This is a genomic window from Streptomyces sp. NPDC002868, from assembly GCF_055563295.1.
Genome location: NZ_JBVHDR010000002.1, coordinates 991,648 through 1,011,665, shown reverse-complemented (window position 1 = coordinate 1,011,665; position 20,018 = coordinate 991,648). Strand labels below are relative to the sequence as shown.

The following is a 20,018-nucleotide window of genomic DNA, read 5'->3' as shown; positions in this document are numbered from 1 at the left end:
GCCGCGGTGGATTGCGGCTGCAACAGGCCCTGAACCATTGGGGATGCTGGAACGCTTCCGCGTACTGTGACCTGGTCGGATTTCGCGTCCCTGGAACGGCGTTCCGGGACGGTCGGCAGGGGTCACAAGGGGGGAACACGGCAGTGGCGACGCCAGAGGCCGAGGATTTCGCGGTTCTGCTCAGAGAACTGAAGGACCGCTCCGGGCGCAGCTACGGTGTGCTGGCGGGCAAGCTCCATGTCAGTACGTCCACGCTGCACCGGTACTGCAACGGCGACGCCATACCGACCGAGTACGCCCCCGTGGAACGGCTCGCGCGGCTGTGCGCGGCGACGCCGGACGAGCTGGTGGAGCTGCACCGGCGCTGGATTCTGGCGGACGGCGCCCGGAAGCGGGCGCGGGTGGAGGGCGCGGCTCCGGAGGCGGTGGCGGAGGCAGCCCCAGCAGCCCCCGAGATCGCGTCCGAGGTCGCGCCAGAAGCCGAGGCCGACGTCGCGCCACACGCCGACGCCACGCCGCCCGCCCGCGGCCCCAAGCGGCTGCGGATCGGCCTTGCCGCGGGGGCTGTTGTCGCCCTTGCCGTGCCCGCCGCAATCGTCGTCGGCCACGCGGTCACTGGGGACGAGAACGGGAAGAGGACCGGCGCCGTCGCCGGGGCCGGCGCCCCGCCAGACACCGCCCCGCCCCGTTCCACGTCCCCGAGCGCCTCGCCGAGCGGCAGTCCTTCCACGAGCGCGTCGCCGACCGGGAGCCCGTCGGCCGCGACGGCTCCGAGCCGCCGGGTCACGCCCGCGGCGACCGGCGGCGTACCGCTGCGGGTGGGCGTCAGCTCGTACAACTGGGACGAGCCCTGCGGGCAGTTCTATGTGCTGGACCAGGGCCCGGACGCCGTCCCGCCGCCGCCCGCACCGCAGGACGTCCGCAGCTGGGCCCGTGCGCTGGGAGGTATCGACGGCGGCCACATGCGGCTTCAGCTGACAGCGACGGGCAAGACCGCGGACTCGGTGGTGCTGAATGCCGTGCACGTACGGGTCGTCGGGCGCGGCGCACCTCTCGACCGGGATGCGTACTCGATGGGAGACGGCTGCGGCGGCGGTGTCACCCCGCAGACCTTCGACGTCGACCTGGACGCGTCGCATCCGCTGGTGAAGCCCGTGGCGGGGCAGGACGGCGACACCGTCGTGCCCGCCAAGGACTTCCCGTACAAGGTCGCGTCCAACGATCCGCAGGTGCTCAACCTCGACCTCCACACCGAGGGACACGACGTCAGCTGGTACCTGGAGCTCGACTGGAGCAGCGGGGACCGGCGCGGGACGGTACGTATCGACGACGGCGGGAAGCCGTTCCGCATGAGCGCGATCAAGGGATCGACCGAGTACGGGTACTGGCCGGACAAGAGCAGTTGGGTCGAACAGCCCAATTCCTCCTGAGGGCCCCTGGGGTCAGAGACGCTCGGGGGTGCGGATGCCGAGGAGTGCCATGCCCTGGTGGAGCGTACGGGCCGTGATGTCGCAGAGGAACAGACGGTTCTCGACCTGGGCCGGGGTGTCCGCCTTGAGGACCGGGCACTTGTCGTAGAACGTCGTGTAGAGCGACGCCAGCTGGTAGAGGTACGCGGCCAGCTTGTGGGGCTCGTACGAGGTCGCGACCTCCGCGAGGGTCTCACCGAACTGGTCCAGGTGAAGGCCCAACGCGCGCTCTGCCGGGGCCAGTTCGAGCTCCGGGTGCGCGGCAGGCTTGACCTCGCCCGCCTTCCGGAGGATCGACTGGATACGGGCGTACGCGTACTGGAGATACACGGACGTGTCGCCGTTGAGCGAGACCATCTGGTCCAGGTCGAACTTGTAGTCCCGCGCCGCCGACGTGGACAGGTCCGCGTACTTGATCGCGCCGATGCCCACCTGCGTACCGCGCTCCGCGATCTCCTCCTCGGTGAGCTGCTTCTGGACGTCCTTCTCGCGAACGACCGCCGTCGCCCGCTCGATCGCCTCGTCCAGCAGGTCCACCAGCCGCACCGTCTCGCCCTCACGGGTCTTGAACGGCTTGCCGTCCTTGCCGAGCACCGTGCCGAACGCCAGCTGGACGGCCTTCACCTCGTCGTTCAGCCAGCCCGCCCGGCGCGCGGTCTCGAAGACCATCTTGAAGTGCAGGGACTGCCGGGCGTCCACGACGTAGATGAGCGTGTTCGCCTTGAGGTTCTGCACCCGGTCCCGGATGGCGGAGAGGTCGGTGGCCGCATAGCCGTAGCCGCCGTTGCTCTTCTTGACGATGAGCGGGGTCGGGTTGCCGTCCGGTCCCTTCACGTCGTCGAAGAAGACGCACAGCGCACCCTCCGAGCGGACCGCCACGCCGGACTCCTCCAGGAGGCGGCAGGTCTCGTCGAGCATGTCGTTGTAGCCGGACTCGCCGACGATGTCGGGGTCGCGGATCTCCATGTCGAGCTTGTTGAAGACCGAGTAGAAGTAGATCTTCGACTCGTCGACGAAGCGCTGCCAGTGGGCACGCGTCTCCGGGTCCCCGGCCTGCAGGGCCACCACCCTGTTGCGGGCGCGGTCCTTGAACTCCTCGTCGGAGTCGAAGAGCGCGCGGGAGGCCTTGTAGATGCGGTCAAGGGACGACATGGCCTCCTCGCCGGAGACCTCCTCGACGCCCTCGTGGTCCAACTCGTGCGGGTGCTCGATCAGGTACTGGATGAGCATGCCGTACTGGGTGCCCCAGTCGCCGATGTGGTGGCGCCTGATCACCTTCTCGCCCGTGAACTCCAGGATCTGCACCATCGCGTCGCCGATCACCGCGGAGCGGAGGTGGCCGACGTGCATCTCCTTGGCCACGTTCGGCTGGGCGTAGTCGATGACCGTCGTGCCCGCGTGCTCGGCGTACGGAACTCCCAGCCGGTCGTCGGCGGTGCGGGCGGCCAGGGTCTCGGTGATCGCCTGGTCCGTGATCGTGATGTTCAGGAAGCCGGGGCCCGAGACCTCGATGTCCCCCAGCACATCATTGGCCGGGATCGCCTCGACGACCTGGGTCGCCAGCTCGCGCGGATTGCCCTTCAGCTTCTTGGCGAGGGCCAGGATGCCGTTGGCCTGGAAGTCGGCCCGATCGCTTCGGCGCAGCAGCGGGTCGGCGGAGTCGGCCTCCGGCAGAGCTGCCGAGAGGGCGTCCGCGAGGTGCTGCTGCACGGTCGAAGCGAGGGAAGGGACCGAGGCCATGAGCTTCCGTTCCTGTCGAGGGTGTCGTGGGGTGTCTGGACGGTTGTCAAGTATCCCATGGAGACACAAGCCATTTCCCGCGAGAATGGCGGGGGAGCGGGCAACCTCGGAGGGGTGCCTCCCGTCTGGGAGAATGGTTTACATCCCAAGCAACCGAACCAACCCGAGCAACCCGAGCATCAAGGACGAGGACGTGCCGATCGTGGCTCAGAGCAGCACCGAGACCGACTGGGTCTCCCGTTTCGCGGACGAGGTCATCGCCGAGTCGGAGCGACGTGCGCCTGGCAAACCGGTCGTCGTCGCGTCCGGCCTGTCGCCCTCCGGCCCGATCCACCTGGGCAATCTGCGTGAGGTGATGACCCCGCACCTGGTCGCCGACGAGGTCCGGCGGCGTGGGTACGAAGTCCGGCATCTGATCTCCTGGGACGACTATGACCGGTACCGCAAGGTGCCGGCCGGGGTCCCCGGCGTGGACGACTCGTGGAGTGAGCACATCGGCAAGCCGCTCACCTCGGTGCCCGCGCCGGCCGGGTCGGCGTACCCGAACTGGGCCGAGCACTTCAAGGCCGCGATGGTCGAGGCGCTGGCCGAGCTGGGTGTCGAATACGACGGCATCAGCCAGACCGAGCAGTACACGGCGGGTGCGTACCGCGAGCAGATCCTGCACGCGATGAAGAACCGGGCGAAGATCGACGCGATCCTCGACCAGTACCGGACCAAGAAGGCTCCCGCGAAGAAGTCGCAGAAGCCGGTGGACGAGGCGGAGCTGGAGGCGGCGGAGGGTTCCGGCGCGGCCGCCGAGGACGACGGCAGCGGGGGCGCCGGGGGCTACTTCCCGTACAAGCCCTACTGCGGGCAGTGCGGGAAGGACCTGACGACCGTCTCGTCGTACGACGACGAGACGACCGAGCTTGCGTACACCTGCTCGGCGTGCGGCTTCGGGGAGACGGTGCGGCTGAGCGAGTTCAACCGCGGCAAGCTGGTCTGGAAGGTCGACTGGCCGATGCGCTGGGCGTACGAGGGCGTGATCTTCGAGCCGAGCGGCGTCGACCACTCGTCGCCGGGGTCGTCGTTCGTCGTCGGCGGGCAGATCGTGCGGGAGATCTTCGACGGTGTGCAGCCGATCGGCCCGATGTACGCGTTCGTGGGTATCAGCGGCATGGCGAAGATGTCGTCCTCGCGCGGTGGCGTGCCGACGCCGGCCGACGCGCTGAAGATCATGGAGCCGCAGCTGCTGCGCTGGCTGTATGCGCGGCGGCGGCCGAACCAGTCCTTCAAGATCGCCTTCGACCAGGAGATCCAGCGGCTCTACGACGAGTGGGACAAGCTGGACGCCAAGGTCGCGGAGGGGACGGCGCTGCCCGCGGACGCCGCGGCGCACGCGCGGGCGGCGCGTACCGCCGCGGGTGAGCTGCCGCGTACGCCGCGCCCGCTGCCGTACCGCACGCTCGCCTCGGTCGTCGACATCACGGCGGGCCACGACGAGCAGACGATCCGCATCCTGAGCGACCTGGACCCGGCGAACCCGCTGTCCTCGCTGGACGAGGTCCGGCCCCGGCTGGACTGCGCCGAGAACTGGATCACCACCCAGGTCCCGGCCGACCAGCGCACCCTGGTGCGCGAGGAGCCGGACACGGAGCTGCTCAGCTCGCTGGACGACCAGGGGCGCGAGTCGCTGCGGCTGCTGCTCGAGGGGCTGGACACGCACTGGTCCCTGGACGGTCTGACGACGCTGGTCTACGGCGTACCGAAGGTGATGGCGGGCCTGGTGCCGGACGCCAAGCCGACGCCGGAGCTGAAGGTCGCGCAGCGGTCGTTCTTCGCGTTGCTGTACCACCTGCTGGTGGGCAAGGACACGGGGCCGCGGCTGCCGACGCTGCTGCTGGCGGTGGGCGCGGACCGGGTGCGGAAGCTTCTGGGGGCGTAGGGCTCGCCTGCGGCGGGCCTGTTCCCCAACCCTCCCCCTACGCCCTTTCGGGCGTGGGGGGACCCCCACTTCCCGAACTGGGGGCAAGCCCCCAGACCCCCGTACGCCCTTCGGGCGTTGTCCTCAAATGCCGGACGGGCTTGAATTTCCGCCCGTCCGGCGGAAACTTGAAGCCCGCCCGGGCAAATCAAGCCCCGTGGAGGTCCCCCCGGACGAAGTCTGGGGGAGATTGAGGCGCGGGGTCTGGGGCGGAGCCCCAGTTGCGGGAGGGGCGCGGCCCGGGCTACGCGATGTGTTCCGCCTCGAGATCCGACTGGTAGCGGTTCCTGAACGCCGGGATCAGCCGGCGCAGCAGCGCGGGGCTGCGGGGGTGCTGGACGCCGTGGCCGTCGTTGAGGTGTATGTCGAGCTGCTCGGCGCTGGGGAAGTCCCCGTGCTGCTGCACGTACGTCCGGAAGACCGGGTACGCGAGCTCGGCGAACTCCTCGTCCTCCGCCGGGCCGGGAACGGCAGGCACCTCCAGCACCTCGTCCACCGGCTCGGGGAAGGCCTGGGGCTCCGGCTGCTGGGCCTCCGTACGGGGGCCGGGGACCATGCCGCCGAGAGGGCGGGTGCGGCCCGGGCCCGCGGGGACGCGTACGGGGGTGGGCTCCAGGCCCTCGACGTACGTCGGGTTGAAGGCGGCGCTCTCGTATGCCTCCTGCGGCACCTGCGGCGCGGCGAACCAGGGGCTCTCGTGGATGTCTGAGCCGCCCTCACCGGGCTGCGACTGGGGCTGGGGCTGCTGCGCGGCGTACTGCTCCTGCTGCGCGACGTATTGCTGGTCGTACTGCTCGTACTGCTGGTCGTACTGCTCCTGGTACTCGTCGTGCTCCTGCGGCCACTCCTGCCCGCGCGGCAGCTCAGGATGGGGCTGCGGCTGGGCCTGGACCTGGACCTTCGGCTGGGGCTGCGCCTCGACCTGGGACTGGGGCGCCGGAGGCAGCAGCACCGGCTCGACGCCCGCCGCGGCCAGCCCCGCCGGGGCCGTCTCCGCGAGAGGTACGCCGTACTTCGCGAGCCGCAGCGGCATCAGCGACTCGATCGGAGCCTTGCGTCTCCAGCCCCGCCCGAACCGGGCCTGGAGGCGCGCCTGGTAGATCAGCCGGTCCTGCTCCAGCCTGATGACCTGCTCGTAACTGCGCAGCTCCCACAGCTTCATCCGGCGCCACAGCTTGAAAGTCGGGATGGGGGACAGCAGCCAGCGGGTGAGGCGCACGCCCTCCATGTGCTTGTCCGCCGTGATGTCCGCGATCCGGCCCACCGCGTGCCGCGCGGCCTCGACGGAGACCACGAACAGCACCGGGATGACCGCGTGCATGCCGACGCCGAGCGGGTCGGGCCAGGACGCCGCGCCGTTGAAGGCGATCGTGGCGACCGTCAGCAGCCAGGCCGTCTGGCGCAGCAGCGGGAACGGGATGCGCAGCCAGGTCAGCAGCAGATCCAGGGCGAGCAGGACGCAGATGCCTGCGTCGATGCCGATGGGGAAGACGAGGGAGAAGTCGCCGAAGCCCTTCCGCACGGCGAGCTCGCGTACGGCGGCGTACGACCCGGCGAAGCCGATCGCGGCGATGATCACCGCGCCCGCGACGACGAGCGCAATGAGTATTCGGTGCGTGCGTGTCAGCTGCATCGCGGCCACCCGCGATCCCCTCCCGTTTTCGAATCCAGCGGGCACAGCCTGGCACACGCTTGCGGAGCCCGTCGCTCCGGGCGTGCTTCGAAAGGGTTACGGGCTCCGTCAACAAGCGGTGGCCGGGACGTACTTGAGGCCGTGGCCGGAACTTACTTGTTGGCGACGCCGACCGAGGCCACGGCCTCCTTGGCGGCCGCCGTCGCGCTCGCCAGCAGGTCGGCGGAGTCCGGGGACTTCGCGCCCGCGTAGCCGGTGCCGTTGTAGGTGAGCGTGATCACTATGTTGTCCGTACGTGTCACGATCGTGGCGTAGGAGAAGTCCTCGCCGGTCTTCTTGAGCTCGTAACGGATGGCCGTGGCCGCCTCGCCGACGCCCTTCACGGCCGAAGTCCGGGCATTCTTCGCGCCCTCGGTGGCCTGCGTCTTGGCGATCTCCTTGGCGTAGTTGTCCTCGGCGCGCTTCTGGCCGCTGACGCCGAGGGAGGTCTCGGAGTCGTACCGGAGGAAGGAGACGTCGAACCAGCGGTACTGCGAGCCCTTCACGCCGTTGTCGTCCAGACCGTTCCAGGAGCAGCTTCCGCGGCTGGTGATATCGCTGGACTTGCCCGATGTGCCCGCCTTGGACTTCGTCGCCGGGACCAGCTTCTCGATCGTCTTCGTGGAGACCGACTTGCAGGGGTTGGGCAGCTTTGCGTACTTGGCGGGCGCGACGGTCGCGGGCTTCTGCCCGCCCTGCTGGTCCTTGGCGGAGGCGGAGGAGGACGAGCCCGAGTCCTTGCCGGAGTCCGAGCCGGAGTCCGAGGAGCAGCCGGCGACGACGAGCATCACCGGGACGGCTGCGCAGGCGAGTATGCGGGTGAGTCGCGGGGCTGAACGCTGCATGGTTCCTTCAGTGGATCGATTGTCGTGTCGTACGGGCTGTCCGGCTTCCGGCGGTCCGTCCGTCCGACTGCCCGTCCGGTCGGCGAGGCCACGGTACGCGGACATGGCGCGTCCGCGGGTGTGTCTGCCGATTCGTACGCCACTGACCGGCCGGTCCGCGGGGCCGGTCAGTCGCTGAACTCCTCGGCGAGTTTGCCGGCCAGACTCTGTGCCTTTTCCTGCAGTTCCTTGCTGTCCGGGACCTCTGTCGTACGGGCGGGCTGCGCGCCGTAGACGATGGTCACGATCACGTTCGATGTGCGGAAGACCACGCTCACGGTGCGGCGCTGGGCGGTCGATCCGGCACCCGCTCCGGTGAGGACGTCGTCGATGAAGGCGGCGTCGCCGAGGCTGTCGAGGACGCGGGGTTCGAGCCCGTCGGGGGTGCCGGACGGGGTGCCGGAGGGAGTACCCGTCGGCGTCGCGCTCCCCGTCGGTGTCGGCTTCGGCGTCGTGGACGGTGACTGGGGCTGGGAGGGGGAGGAGCCGGTGGCCGTGGACTCCTGGCCCTTCTCGTCGCGGGGATCGGCGGGGACCGGCAGCGCGGCCGCGGCCTGCTTCTTGGCGAAGACCTCTTGCGCCCGGTCGTCGTCGCTCACAGCCGGGTCGTACGAGACGACCCGCTCGAAGTCGACGCTGAGGATGTGGGAGGCGTCCGCGGAGTCCGCCTTCCAGCCGCAGCCGACGCGGCGGTCGGTGTCGTAGGTGACGACGGCCGTGCCGCGGAAGATCCTCTGCTGCTGTTCCTCGGGCAGCTCGGCGGCTCCGGGCAGCAGGTCCTTGAGGGTGGAGCGCCCGATGGAGCCGCAGGGCTCACGGAGCGTGCGGTACTTGCCGGGGGCGGCGACGGAGGACTTGGGACCGCCGGCCTTGGAGTCGATGGTGGAGCCGCCGGTGCCGGTGCCGGCGGTGCAGCCGGCGACGAGCGCCGCGAGGAGCGCCGCGAGGCCGGGTACGTACGCCTTTCGTTGCACGGTCCCAGGCTCCCTTCGAGAGGAAAAACGGTTGCCGCCCGACAGCGGCCGATGGACACAATGTCTATCGCACGCGCAGCCGTGGATGCCGGTCCGTTGAGTCTTTTGCGGGCCTTTGAGCAGGTTTTGCGCTTTGAGACTTTTATGGGCTTTCGGGGGAATCGAGGAAGTATGTCGTACGTAGAGGTACCGGGTGCCAAAGTCCCGATCCGGATGTGGACAGACCCTTCGACGGTCGAGGGCGGCGCCATGCAGCAGCTGCAGAACGTCGCCACCCTGCCGTGGATCAAGGGTCTCGCCGTGATGCCGGACGTCCACTACGGCAAGGGCGCGACGGTCGGCTCGGTGATCGCGATGCGCGGGGCGGTCTGCCCGGCGGCGGTCGGCGTCGACATCGGCTGTGGCATGTCGGCGGTGAAGACCTCGCTGACCGCGAACGACCTGCCGGGTGACCTTTCCCGGCTCCGCTCGAAGATCGAGCAGGCGATCCCGGTCGGCAGGGGGATGCACGACGATCCGGTGGACCCGGGTCGGCTGCACGGTTTTCCGACGGCGGGGTGGGGTGACTTCTGGAGCCGGTTCGACGGGGTGGCCGATGCGGTCAAGTTCCGTCAGGAGCGGGCGACGAAGCAGATGGGTTCGCTCGGAAGCGGAAATCACTTCATTGAGTTCTGCCTGGACGAGTCGGGATCGGTCTGGCTGATGCTGCACTCCGGATCCCGGAACATCGGCAAGGAGCTCGCCGAGTACCACATCGGCGAGGCCCAGAAGCTGCAGCACAACCAGGGTCTGATCGACCGTGACCTGGCGGTCTTCATCGCGGACACGCCGCAGATGGGGGCGTACCGTAACGATCTTTTCTGGGCGCAGGAGTACGCGAAGTACAACCGCGCGATCATGATGGGACTCTTCCAGGACGTGGTCCGCAAGGAGTTCAAGAAGGCGAAGGTGACCTTCGAGCCGGTCATCTCCTGCCAGCAGGAAGATGCTGAAGGTCAGATGAGGACCGTCGAGTACCGCCCTGGTGTGATCAGCTGCCATCACAACTATGTCAGCGAGGAGCGGTACGAGGGGATGGATCTGCTGGTCACCCGCAAGGGTGCGATCAGTGCGGGGTCGGGGGAGTGGGGGATCATCCCGGGTTCGATGGGTACCGGCTCGTACATCGTCCGTGGTCTGGGTAACCCAATGTCGTTCAACTCCGCTTCGCACGGGGCCGGCCGGAAGATGAGCCGGAACGCGGCGAAGCGGCGGTTCTCGACGAAAGATCTGGAGGAGCAGACGCGGGGTGTGGAGTGCCGTAAGGACTCCGGCGTCGTGGATGAGATCCCGGGTGCGTACAAGCCGATCGAGAAGGTGATGGAGCAGCAGCGGGACCTGGTGCAGGTCGTGGCCAAGCTCAAGCAGGTCATCTGCGTGAAGGGCTGAAGTCCTGTGCTGGTGAGTGAGGGCCCCGGTCGTTGTGTGCCGGGGCCTTCTGCTGCTCCTGGCTACTACCGCTGGATGAGGATGCAGGACCGGGATCAGCCTAGCTCGCGGCGCGAGCCCAGATCATCCAGCACCTGGCGCTGAGCTTGGCCCATATCCGGGCTTTGCACCTCGGCGAAAACGGCGATGAGCTGTCGGCCCCGGAGTCCTAAAGGATTCGGGTCAGGACAGATAGCGCTCGACCTGGTGGGCTCGCTCGTCCATCTGCGCCGTGATCGATTGTGCGACTTCCGTGACCAGGGAAGCGAGGTCCGTCGCCTCAAGCCCCAGCGCGTTCAAGGCCCGATTCATGCGCCATTCGGCATTCGCCTCCAAGCCCTTGCCAGCTGCTGCGACGGCGATGCCCCAGGCCAATGCAATCGCCTTGGCCTGCCAGTCCCCGCCTTCCATGTGCCGCATCCGGGCTTGGTGTAGACCTGCCTGCACGCCCATCCCACTCATGGTGCGGGCAGTTCGCAGCGTCCTCCAGCTGCCCTTGACCTGCCTGACCACGGTATCCGCGATGACGTTCGGTAGCGTGAACTCAATCCGAAACTTGCCGTCGGCGATTCCATACGACCGGCAGATATCCAGGACGATCGGCGTGAGCTTCCTTGTCAGTGAGCTATGCAGAGACGCCAACACCTTGTCCATATGTAAGACGTCGCGGATCAGCGCGTTAGTCTTTTTGCGTCCCCTCACCTCATTCCAGTTACCACCTGTGTCCGCCATGAACTGCATGTACAGCGTTTCCTTGATGGCCGCCAATGCAGCGAGCAGCGCACTGCGGATGTGCTTTTCGAACTCCGGCTGGCCGCTCAGTGCTCGGATATCGCGCCGGAAGCGGGCCACGTTGACACGGTGCCGTCCATTGCTCGCCAGTCCCCGTGCCACGGTCAGGGCAGGTTCCTTGTCATTCTCCACCTTCGTTTCGGGGAAAGCGGTGGCACACAAGTCGCGGACGCACGGCATCCGGGAACCGCCACCTGTGAGCACGATCAGCTGAGGCTGCGAGTCTCCCAGCTCAGTGCGTGCTATGGAGAGCAGGTCCGCGAAGCGGTCCGCCCAGCCGCCCCGCTCCACGACGATCCCTGGGATTTCGGCATTGATGAGCCACCTCCCGGCGAGGTGGACGATGGCAGAGAAGTCGCCGTCGTATGTCGAATCCCACTCCATAAACTCCGTTGGTCTGCGGGCGAACTGTGCCTCCTTTGCCCGTCGGCAGGTCAGAAGCAACATATCCCTGCCTCCGCCAGCCTTGAGTACGCGAGTGAATTCGGAGTTGTCGCCGCACGCCCTGCGTACCCGTTTGGCCAACTCCTGATCGATCTGCTGGCAGCCGAATTCGGAGCCGATGGACAGGTTGTGCGGTTTCAGGTCGTCCACGAAGGTGAAGTCGGTGGTGGATGAGCCGATGTCGATGACGAGCACCCGCTCGAGCTGCTTGTCCTCTTGCTGGCTCGCCTGCTTGTCACGTCCTGCCCTGTGGTCCCGCACATGCAACAGAGCCGAATGCGACTCGGGCATGAGCCGTAGATCCAACTGCATACCCGCGAAATGGCGTCGATAGGTGTCGACTGAGGGGCCGTCCCAGCCAGCCGGATGGCCGACGTACACCACGCAGTCGTTAATTATCCCGGGATGCTCGGCAAAGAACTCGGCCAGCAGTGTCTGCGCGAACAGAACAGCATCGGGCGTGACGATGCCGTTGGGGAGGGGCCGATCCTTGAAGTTGACGCTGAACTGGATTGCTCCACTGGCCAGGACGGCCTCCTCGCCGATCAGGCGGCCAGGAGGTGCGTCAGTGCGCGCCATAGCTGTCACGATGCTGGACTCGCCGGTGCGCGGCCGGACATAGATGCCAGCAGGTTCCGGAGCATTCCCGGTCAGCTCTTTTAGGGGCTTGGTCGACAGCCAGGACAGAGCGCTTTCCCCGTCGCCGATGTCCAGGCCGACTACGTGTCCCACATCCGGGTCGACATCTCCACTCATGGGAAGCCCCGCGCTCACTGGGGACTTCCGGAGCCTTGGGGGTCCAGCCCGCTTGTGATGGTGAGGACTTCGGTCAAGGTCCGAATCTGGTCGGTGGTCGGCGGCGCCGGGAAGTCGAACTCCGGGCGGCCGGCGGAGATTGCGGAGATCAGAGGCATCAGGTTCCGGTCGGCATCGGCTATGAGGGATTCCTCACGGCTGAGCGGGGCCACGCCACGATTGGCGCTGTCGAAGCGGGCCCAAATCTCCGGATCGCGCAGAACGCTTTGGAAGAAGTCCGGGTGCTGGATGCGCAGGGCGAGCAGCATGGCGGCATGCATCAGTCGCTCGCGTGATGGGTGATTGTGGAGCCTTAGAGTGAGTCCCGTGAGATTGAGCGCGTTGATAAAGCGCCTTACCCGGCGTGGGTTGGAGCCGAACGCGGTCCGGATGAGCGTCCACAGGGATTTGTCGTTGGCCAACTCCGGGTCCAGGATCTGCCCGCGCAGGTGGTGGTACATCGCTTCGTACGGGACTCCCGGCAGGTGGTACGGGAACTGGATGAGCTTCTCGAGGTATTGGCGGCCGCGCTCGGTATCGCCACCCAGCCGCTCTGCTGCAGCCTCGGCGATCAACTGGTGGTCCATCGCAAGTACGAAGACACACGATGCCTCGCCGAGGAACAGCTTGAGCGAGTCCAGAACTGTGACCGAGGCTTCGCGGGTGCACCGGTCCAGGTCATCGATGAAGAGTACGAGCCGCCCGTTGCCGGTGTAGGCATCAACGACGTCCCTAAAGTCCTTCTCGAACTCGTTGATGTGCCGATACCGCACGGCATCTACGGCGTCGGATACCGCTTGGAGTTTGTCGACGGTGTCCGGTGTGACCGTCCCGCCCGTGAGCGGACCGACGGAGTTACGAGCGAGCAGCCAGGCCATGGCCCGGCTTAGGCGCCGCGCCTTCTGCAGCGCTAGCGCCAACTTCTCCTTGCCCCCGACTTCTCCAGCGGCCTCTCGTACCTCAAGATCGTGGGCGATCTCGGTGAGCACTGTCTGGATGAGTGCGTGCCAGACCTCATCCTTCCTGTCGTATTTCCATGGGTTGAACGAAATCGTCCGAACGCCCTGCTGCCGAAGCAGATCGCCGCAGATGTTCATGAAACTTGACTTGCCCATACCCCAGGGCCCGAAGATCCCCACCGTCAGCGGCAGGTCGCTGGTCGCCTGGATAGCGTCGCAGAGGACATGGGCGTGCGTGCTGAAGCCAAACCGGTCGCCATCAGCGGTCAAGACAGCATTGTCTGTGAGCAAGATTCCCCCCAGATGGACGGCCGATCCGACGAGCGCAACCACTCTCCGGATTTGGCCGTATACCCATGGTGCCCGTGCTGCCCGACTGCTGGGGCGGTTTTGCCAAGGTTGCGGCGCCACTTCATCCAGGGGACAGCATGGGTTGCTGTCTTGGCTGTGGACCGTCGCTCAACTCGGCCGACGGCGAGCTATGACGGCAGCTCTATCGGGCAGCCCTTCGCTGAGAATCCCCACGTCAGCAGAAGCGGACGAGGACCTCAGAGCCTTGCGCCCGACCGTGGTGGATCAGTTGCACGAAGCGGGATGCAGATCTACGACAAGACCGTGCAAGATGATCACGAGAAGCTCGCGGCGGAATCACGTATCTCTTTGGCTTCGCAGAGGCTGCGGCAGCAGCTTCAACGTGGCGGCGGAGTACGCAGCCGCGAACTCCCTCGACGGAGCAGGTCAGTTGTAGTCACCACAACTATGTGGCGGAGGAGCGGTACGAGGGCATGGACCTGCTGGTGACCCGTAAGGGCGCGATCCGGGCGGGCAGCGGGGACTTCGGCATCATCCCGGGATCGATGGGCACCGGCTCGTACATCGTGAAGGGTCTGGGGAACGAGAAGTCGTTCAACTCGGCCTCGCACGGGGCGGGTCGGAAGATGAGCCGGAACGCTGCGAAGCGGCGGTTCTCGACGCGGGATCTGGAGGAGCAGACGCGGGGTGTGGAGTGCCGTAAGGACTCCGGCGTCGTGGATGAGATCCCGGGTGCGTACAAGCCGATCGAGAAGGGGGCTCGGTCACGTGCGTTGGGCCGAAATCACTTCGACCGACTTGAGGTCCCCGTGCGCTGCGAGGGCTGGTCCCTGGTCCGCACAGGCGCTCGGTCAGGCGGCTCGACCCAGGGCCCGGCAACCAGCAGCGCCGATGCCCAGGAAAATGCCGAGGATGCCGCCGGAGCTGGGCGAGAGGGCCACCTCGACCAGGAACTGCAGCAGGATGTCGCAGCCGGGTTCCGAGGGCTTCGTACAGACCGATCTCGCGGGTGCGCAAATCTCGCAACCGTGTCGTGGACCGGCAGCGGTCCGGGGGCCTGCCGCTGTGATCGTGATTGTCGGAGCCTGGTGTCACAGCGCCGCCTGTCCGGCCAGTCGTGGTGTTCTGGAGGTTGAGCGGCCCCCCACTCCGGTCGTCACACGCCGGCCTCCGCTGCCCAGTGATCACCAGCTGTGGTTACTTTGCGTAAGAGGCAGCCCGGCGTCCGCTGCGAGATGCTGATTGCACCGACAGCCGTGCTGGGTTCGGTGGCGAAGGAGGCCCTTACGGCATGCACCCCGATTACGCCGCGGCACTGCTCCACGCGCTGTTCACCGAGCCCCCGATCGGCCTGCACGTACTGGACCCTGATCTACGGATCGTGCGGTTCAACGCCGCCGCGCCGGGCGCGCAGGGCTTCAGCGAGAGTGAGGCCGTGGGCCGTACCTTTCGGGACCTTGGGTTCGTCGTGGACGACGTCGAGCGTATGCTCCGCGGGGTGCTCGCCACCGGGGAACCGGTCAGCAACTTCCAGTACGAAGGCCGTCTGCCCCGCGGTCCCGAGGGAGTGCGGGTGCTGGCTGTCTCGGCATTCCGCCTCCAGGGCACCGACGGCCGCACCCTGGGGGTCGCCGCCACGGTGGTCGACATCACCGAGCAGCATCGCGCCCAGCGACGGCTGGAACTTCTGTACCGCGCCGGTGAACAGATCGGGACCACCCTGGACGTGTTCCGTACGGCGCAGGAGCTGGCTGATATCGCCGCGCCGGGCCTGGCCGACGTGGTGGCGGTCGACGTTCTCGATACCGTGCTGCACGGCGAAGCCCCCGCTCCGGGGCCCTTGCTCAACCCGGTCACCCTGCGGCGGGCGGGCTTCCAGGCGGCCGCCCCGGAGGCAGTGCGGACCTCGTACGAGGTTGGGGATGTCAGGGTGTTGCGGTACGGCAGCCCGTACGCCCAGTCCCTGACAGACCTGCGGCCCCGTCTCATTCGCAGACTCGGTGCGGACGAAAGGTGGCCCACCAGGGATCCGGTTGCCGCCCAGATGCTGCGGGACGCGGGTGCGCACTCGCTCATGGCCGTGCCGCTGGCGGCGCGTGGAGTAGTCCTCGGGATGGCGGCCTTCTTCCGTACGAAGGGTTCATCGCCCTTCGAGGAAGCCGACCTGAGCGTCGCCGCTGACCTGGTGGCCCGTGCCGCGGTATGCATCGACAACGCCCGCCGCTACACGCGCGAGCACACCCTCGCCCGACTCACTCAACGGTCATTGGTGCCCACCCGGCTGCCCACACACACGGCCGTGGAGACCGCGTACACCTATTTGCCGGTGGCCTCCAGCGGCGCCTGGTACGACGTCATCCCGTTGTCCGGCGCGCGGGTCGCGCTCGTGGCCGGCGAAGTGTCCGGGCGGGGCATGGGGACCGTGACCACCATGGGGCGACTGCGTACGGCAGTCACGGCCTTCGCCGCCATGGACCTGCCGCCCGACGAGCTTCTCGAACGCCTCCACAGCCTGACCGAGGAACTCTCACACGGCTACCCGCCTGCGCGGGACGACCACAGGCCGGCGCTGACGGCGACCTGCCTCTACACCGTCTACGACCCCTCCGACGGCAGCTGTGTCCTCTCCCGCGCCGGCCACCCTCCGCCCATCCTCGGCGTACCCGATGGCACGGTGCGGATCGTTGAAAGCCCGACCGGCCCCGTCCTGGGACGAGGAGCCTCCTCGTACACGACCACGCGCGTGGACGTGCCCGAGGGCAGCATCCTCGCCCTCCACAACACCGGGCTCATCCAGGGCACCACGGAAAGCCGGCTCCCCCACTACCGGGAAGCACTCGGCAGACCCACGGGAACCCTGCAGGACACGTGCGACGCACTGGCTGCCGCACTGCTCCCCGAGCCCCCCGACGACGACGCCCTGCTGCTACTGGCACGTGCCCGCGCACTCGGCCCGGACAAGCTGGCCTCCTGGACGCTGGCCAACGCCCCGGAGAGCGCCGCCGAGGCCCGCCGTCTGGTCAGCGGCCGACTCGCGGAATGGGACCTCACCGACCTCGACTTCACCACCGGGCTCATCGCCAGCGAACTGGTGACCAATGCCGTCCGCTACTCCGAAGGGCCGATCGGGCTCCGCCTGATCCGCGACGCTGTTCTGACCTGTGAGGTCGCGGACTCCGGCAACGCCTCTCCACATCTGCGACACGCCGAGGACGACGACGAAGGCGGCCGCGGCCTGTACCTGGTCGCCCAGTTCACCCAGGACTGGGGCACCCGACGCACGGGGAGAGGCAAGACCATCTGGACGGAGCAGCCGCTCCACTGACGCAGGCATATGTGCAGGTGATCGACAGGCCCCGGACCGAAAGGGTCCGGGGGCGTCTGCTGCTTCGGCTCAGCCTTGCTGATATCCGGGAGGGATCTGGTCCATCGGCTCCAAAGCAGCCGACGGGTGGGGCTCTGGCCAGTCGGTGTCCCAGACGAGCTCGGCCACCTGAAACAGAAGCTTGTATGTCGACAGCTTTCCCGAGATGCGTACGTAGTACGAGTGCCCATCCGCATACCGGAAGACCTGACGGCGCTTCGCCTGAGAAAGGGTGTCGGGGAGGTATGTGCTTGCCACTTCGCCGAGCGCGGCCTCGGCTTCCTCCCGTGTGCCGTCCAACGTCTTCACCGTCTTGAAGCGGTACTTCTCGGAACCCACCGTCTGCGCGGTGATCACCCATTGAGCCACGTCAGACTCCCTCCCCTCAGTGGGACGCGACTGCGAGTCGCGCATGCTGCCGTGGAGATCATGGAGTGTGCGCGGCGCGTTTGCACAGAGCCGTCGGTAGCTGTGTGAGCCGAGGGGCGTAGGGGTCTATATGATCCGCCCATCATTAGATCGTTTCGAGTACACGTACTCGAAAGTTGCACACATCCTGGGGGGATTGGGTGCGTTTCTCTTCTTCGCGCGTCGTTCGCGGCGCGCTCACGGCCGGTGCCGCCGCGGGGCTGATCGCCACCGTCACCACCGCGCCGGCCCAGGCTTCGAGCGGGTATGACCGCTGTGTCTGGGGCAAGCTCTGCGTCTTCAGCGAGCCGCTGGGCCAGGGCGAGATGCTGGTCGTCAATGGGGGCACGCTCAAGCTCGGGGCGTGGGACAACCGCATCAGCTCGTTCGTGAACTCCACCGACTGGCCGGTGTGCTTCTACCCCGAGCCGGGGCTCGACCCGTCGGGTGCCACGCACTACTACTCGTCGCAGGTGTCCTTCGACGAGAGCACGAGGCCCGACCTCGACAACGCCGTCAGCTCCATCGACCTGGGTCCCGAGGCGGACGACTTCTGCGGGTCCGAGAGCCGGTTCGCGGTCTACCAGTGGGACAACCAGCCCAAGCCCCGGCCCGCCGGGCTGCCGGTCAACGGCGCCTTCGGCGATGCCAACGGCGACGGGTACGCCGATCTGTTCTCCCGTAACAAGTTCGGGCAGCTGTGGACGTCCCACGTCTACGAGAGCACGGGGCAGACCCGGCTTGTCGGGGCGGGCTGGAACTCCATGACCAAGCTCACCCGGCACGGCGACTACAACCAAGACGCCAAGGAGGACCTGTTCGCCCGGGACAGCGCCGGGGTGCTGTGGTTCTACCCCGGCACGGGCGCCGGCACCTTCGGTACGAGGGCCAGGATCGGCAGCGGCTGGAACACCATGCGCGACCTCGTCGCCGCCGGTGACCTGACCGGGGACAGCAAGGCCGATCTGCTTGCCGTCGACAGCGCGGGCGTCCTGTGGACGTACCCGGGCAACGGCAGGGGCTCCTTCGGGGCACGGCAGAAGGTCGGCACCGGCTGGAAGGTCATGAACGAGCTCGTCGGTGCGGGCGACATGAACTCCGACAAGCGGGCCGACCTCGTGGCCCGCGACACCGCCGGGAAGCTGTGGTTCTACCCGGGTAACGGCAAGGGCGCCTTCGGCGCCCGCAAGCTCATCGGGAGCGGCGGCTGGAACGGGCTCACCGAGCTCGCCGGCCTGGGCGACATCACCGGGGACGGGCGGCCGGACCTGGTCGCGCACGCGCCGGGCGAGAGCTCCGTCCGCGTGTACCCGGGGACGGGCGCGGCGGACGGCACCCTCAAGGCCCCGAAGACGCTCGCCTCGGCCCAGGCCACCCACCTCGTCTTCTGATCAGTCTTCTGCATCTCAGTCTTCTCAGTCTTCTGCATCGAACGGAGTTCGGTTCATGCTCGGATCCACCCTGGGCCGGCGCGCCCTCGGCACGGCTGCCGCCGTCGCCGCGTCGCTGGCCACGCTCGTCACCGCGGCCCCGGCGGCATCGGCCGCGGACAACTCCGCCCGCTGCCCCGCCGGCAAGTTCTGTGTCTTCCAGTACAAGGACTACCTGGGCGAGATGAAGATCTACTCGTCCTCCCAGCCCACGCTCGGCACGTGGAACGACAAGATCTCGTCGATCGTCAACAACAGCGGCCTGTGGGCGACGCTGTACGTGCAGCCCAACTACGGCACCGACCCCGACTTCCTGGTGGTCTCGCCGCACAACGGCGCGATCTCCCTCGGAGACGGCGCGTTCGACGGAGCATTCGACAACAAGATCAGCTCCATGCGGGTCACCACGACCGAGTACGAGGCCTTCCAGGGCGTCCCGTACATGTCCTGGTCCACTTTTCCCGAGGCCAAGCGGCCCGCCGGGCTGCCGGCCGTCGCCCAGTTCGGTGACCTGAACAACGACGGCCGCGCCGATCTCCTGGAGCGCGCGAACGACGGCCGGCTGTGGTTCCTGTCAGGCATCAGCGACGCCAATGGGGTTACGCAGGGGAAGCTCGTCGGCGGCGGCTGGAACGCCATGACCCAGCTGGTCCGCCACGGCGACTACAACGCCAACGGCAGGGAAGACCTCTTCGCCCGCGACAAGTCGGGGGTGCTGTGGTTCTACCCCGGCAGGGGCGACGGCACCTTCGGTACGAGGGTGAAGGTCGGCGCGGGCTGGAACACCATGCGCGAGATCAGCGCGGCCGGAGACCTGACCGGTGACGGGCGCCGGGACCTGCTCGCCCGCGACACGGCCGGTGTGCTGTGGACGTACCCGGGCAACGGTAAGGGTGCCTTCGGTGTCCGCAAGAAGGTCGGCGGCGGCTGGAACGTCATGAACCGGCTCACCTCGCCCGGCGACTTGACCGGTGACGGCAAGGCCGACCTGCTCGCCCGCGACGGAGCGCGGGCGCTGTGGCTGTACCCCGGCAACGGCCAGGGCGCCTTCGGCACGCGCAAGAAGCTCCCGTACGCCTGGCCCGCCGACCAGCCGGTCATGGCCACCGGCGACGTGAACGGCGACGGACTGTCCGACATCATGCGGCCCATCGACTACCAGCTGTTCCTCTACCACGGGAACGGGGCCGGCGGGATCAGCGGCCCGAACGCAGACATGCTCTGGGACTCCGCGCCCAACGTCCGCGTCTTCTGACGCCCAGGTGGTGTGGGTGAAGGGCTGAGGCCCAGCCCAGTACGGAAGGCCCCGGACCGTCGTCAACGGTCCGGGGCCCTCCGTTTG

Annotated in this window: 13 protein-coding genes and 1 pseudogene; 7 read left to right on the top strand and 7 right to left on the bottom strand. The window is 67.7% G+C overall.

The genetic code is table 11. From position 1 onward, the window contains the following. Nucleotides 1–143 precede the first annotated feature (143 nt). Nucleotides 144–1,430: a helix-turn-helix domain-containing protein gene (locus tag ACZ3H8_RS10625; protein ID WP_467399852.1), complete on the top strand. Its 1,287-nt coding sequence runs from the start codon at nt 144–146 to the stop codon at nt 1,428–1,430. A 12-nt stretch (nt 1,431–1,442) separates the two neighbouring features. Here the strand turns inward: ACZ3H8_RS10625 and argS are convergent, their stop codons facing one another. Next, nucleotides 1,443–3,209, bottom strand: coding sequence for an arginine--tRNA ligase (gene argS / locus ACZ3H8_RS10620; RefSeq protein WP_467399849.1), 1,767 nt, complete (start codon nt 3,207–3,209; stop codon nt 1,443–1,445). A gap of 193 nt (nt 3,210–3,402) precedes the next feature. Here argS and lysS point away from each other — a divergent pair, with 193 nt between their 5' ends. Further along, nucleotides 3,403–5,136: a lysine--tRNA ligase gene (gene lysS / locus ACZ3H8_RS10615; protein ID WP_467400006.1), complete on the top strand. Its 1,734-nt coding sequence runs from the start codon at nt 3,403–3,405 to the stop codon at nt 5,134–5,136. A 283-nt stretch (nt 5,137–5,419) separates the two neighbouring features. On the opposite strand, the gene ACZ3H8_RS10610 is transcribed toward lysS, so the two are convergent. The 3 genes from ACZ3H8_RS10610 to ACZ3H8_RS10600 all read right to left on the bottom strand — a co-directional run bounded on the left by ACZ3H8_RS10610 (nt 5,420) and on the right by ACZ3H8_RS10600 (nt 8,705). Next, nucleotides 5,420–6,817 carry a DUF2637 domain-containing protein gene (locus tag ACZ3H8_RS10610; protein ID WP_467399847.1) on the bottom strand — a complete coding sequence of 466 codons (1,398 nt, stop codon included), beginning with the start codon at nt 6,815–6,817 and terminating at the stop codon, nt 5,420–5,422. Nucleotides 6,818–6,960: 143 nt separating this feature from the next. Next, nucleotides 6,961–7,692 carry a DUF3558 domain-containing protein gene (locus tag ACZ3H8_RS10605; RefSeq protein ID WP_467399846.1) on the bottom strand — a complete coding sequence of 244 codons (732 nt, stop codon included), beginning with the start codon at nt 7,690–7,692 and terminating at the stop codon, nt 6,961–6,963. 167 nt (nt 7,693–7,859) lie between these two features. After that, on the bottom strand, nt 7,860–8,705 hold the full coding sequence (locus tag ACZ3H8_RS10600) for a DUF3558 domain-containing protein (protein ID WP_467399843.1): 846 nt from the start codon (nt 8,703–8,705) through the stop codon (nt 7,860–7,862). Nucleotides 8,706–8,876: 171 nt separating this feature from the next. On the opposite strand from ACZ3H8_RS10600, the gene ACZ3H8_RS10595 reads away from it, so the two are divergent. Beyond that, nucleotides 8,877–10,133 carry an RtcB family protein gene (locus ACZ3H8_RS10595; RefSeq protein ID WP_467399841.1) on the top strand — a complete coding sequence of 419 codons (1,257 nt, stop codon included), beginning with the start codon at nt 8,877–8,879 and terminating at the stop codon, nt 10,131–10,133. A gap of 222 nt (nt 10,134–10,355) precedes the next feature. Here the strand turns inward: ACZ3H8_RS10595 and ACZ3H8_RS10590 are convergent, their stop codons facing one another. Both ACZ3H8_RS10590 and ACZ3H8_RS10585 read right to left on the bottom strand, forming a co-directional pair. Then, nucleotides 10,356–12,164 (bottom strand): Hsp70 family protein, encoded by a 1,809-nt coding sequence (locus ACZ3H8_RS10590; protein WP_467399838.1) that lies wholly within the window; start codon nt 12,162–12,164, stop codon nt 10,356–10,358. A gap of 14 nt (nt 12,165–12,178) precedes the next feature. Then, the gene (locus ACZ3H8_RS10585; RefSeq protein WP_467399836.1) at nt 12,179–13,432 is read right to left on the bottom strand and encodes a KAP family P-loop NTPase fold protein; all 1,254 of its coding nucleotides are present in this window, start codon (nt 13,430–13,432) and stop codon (nt 12,179–12,181) included. Between the two features lie 461 nt (nt 13,433–13,893). On the opposite strand from ACZ3H8_RS10585, the pseudogene ACZ3H8_RS10580 reads away from it, so the two are divergent. Both ACZ3H8_RS10580 and ACZ3H8_RS10575 read left to right on the top strand, forming a co-directional pair. Further along, nucleotides 13,894–14,229: pseudogene (locus ACZ3H8_RS10580) on the top strand (RtcB family protein); the annotation flags it as partial. A 536-nt stretch (nt 14,230–14,765) separates the two neighbouring features. Further along, entirely contained in the window at nt 14,766–16,799 is a 2,034-nt protein-coding gene (locus ACZ3H8_RS10575; protein WP_467399833.1) for an ATP-binding SpoIIE family protein phosphatase, read from the top strand. A gap of 69 nt (nt 16,800–16,868) precedes the next feature. Here the strand turns inward: ACZ3H8_RS10575 and ACZ3H8_RS10570 are convergent, their stop codons facing one another. Further along, on the bottom strand, nt 16,869–17,207 hold the full coding sequence (locus ACZ3H8_RS10570) for a hypothetical protein (protein ID WP_467399831.1): 339 nt from the start codon (nt 17,205–17,207) through the stop codon (nt 16,869–16,871). 200 nt (nt 17,208–17,407) lie between these two features. Between ACZ3H8_RS10570 and ACZ3H8_RS10565 the strand changes: the two genes are divergently transcribed. Further along, nucleotides 17,408–18,637 carry an FG-GAP-like repeat-containing protein gene (locus ACZ3H8_RS10565; RefSeq protein ID WP_467399828.1) on the top strand — a complete coding sequence of 410 codons (1,230 nt, stop codon included), beginning with the start codon at nt 17,408–17,410 and terminating at the stop codon, nt 18,635–18,637. A 55-nt stretch (nt 18,638–18,692) separates the two neighbouring features. Further along, nucleotides 18,693–19,931, top strand: a complete 1,239-nt coding sequence (locus ACZ3H8_RS10560; protein ID WP_467399826.1) for an FG-GAP-like repeat-containing protein — start codon at nt 18,693–18,695, stop codon at nt 19,929–19,931. Nucleotides 19,932–20,018 lie beyond the last annotated feature (87 nt).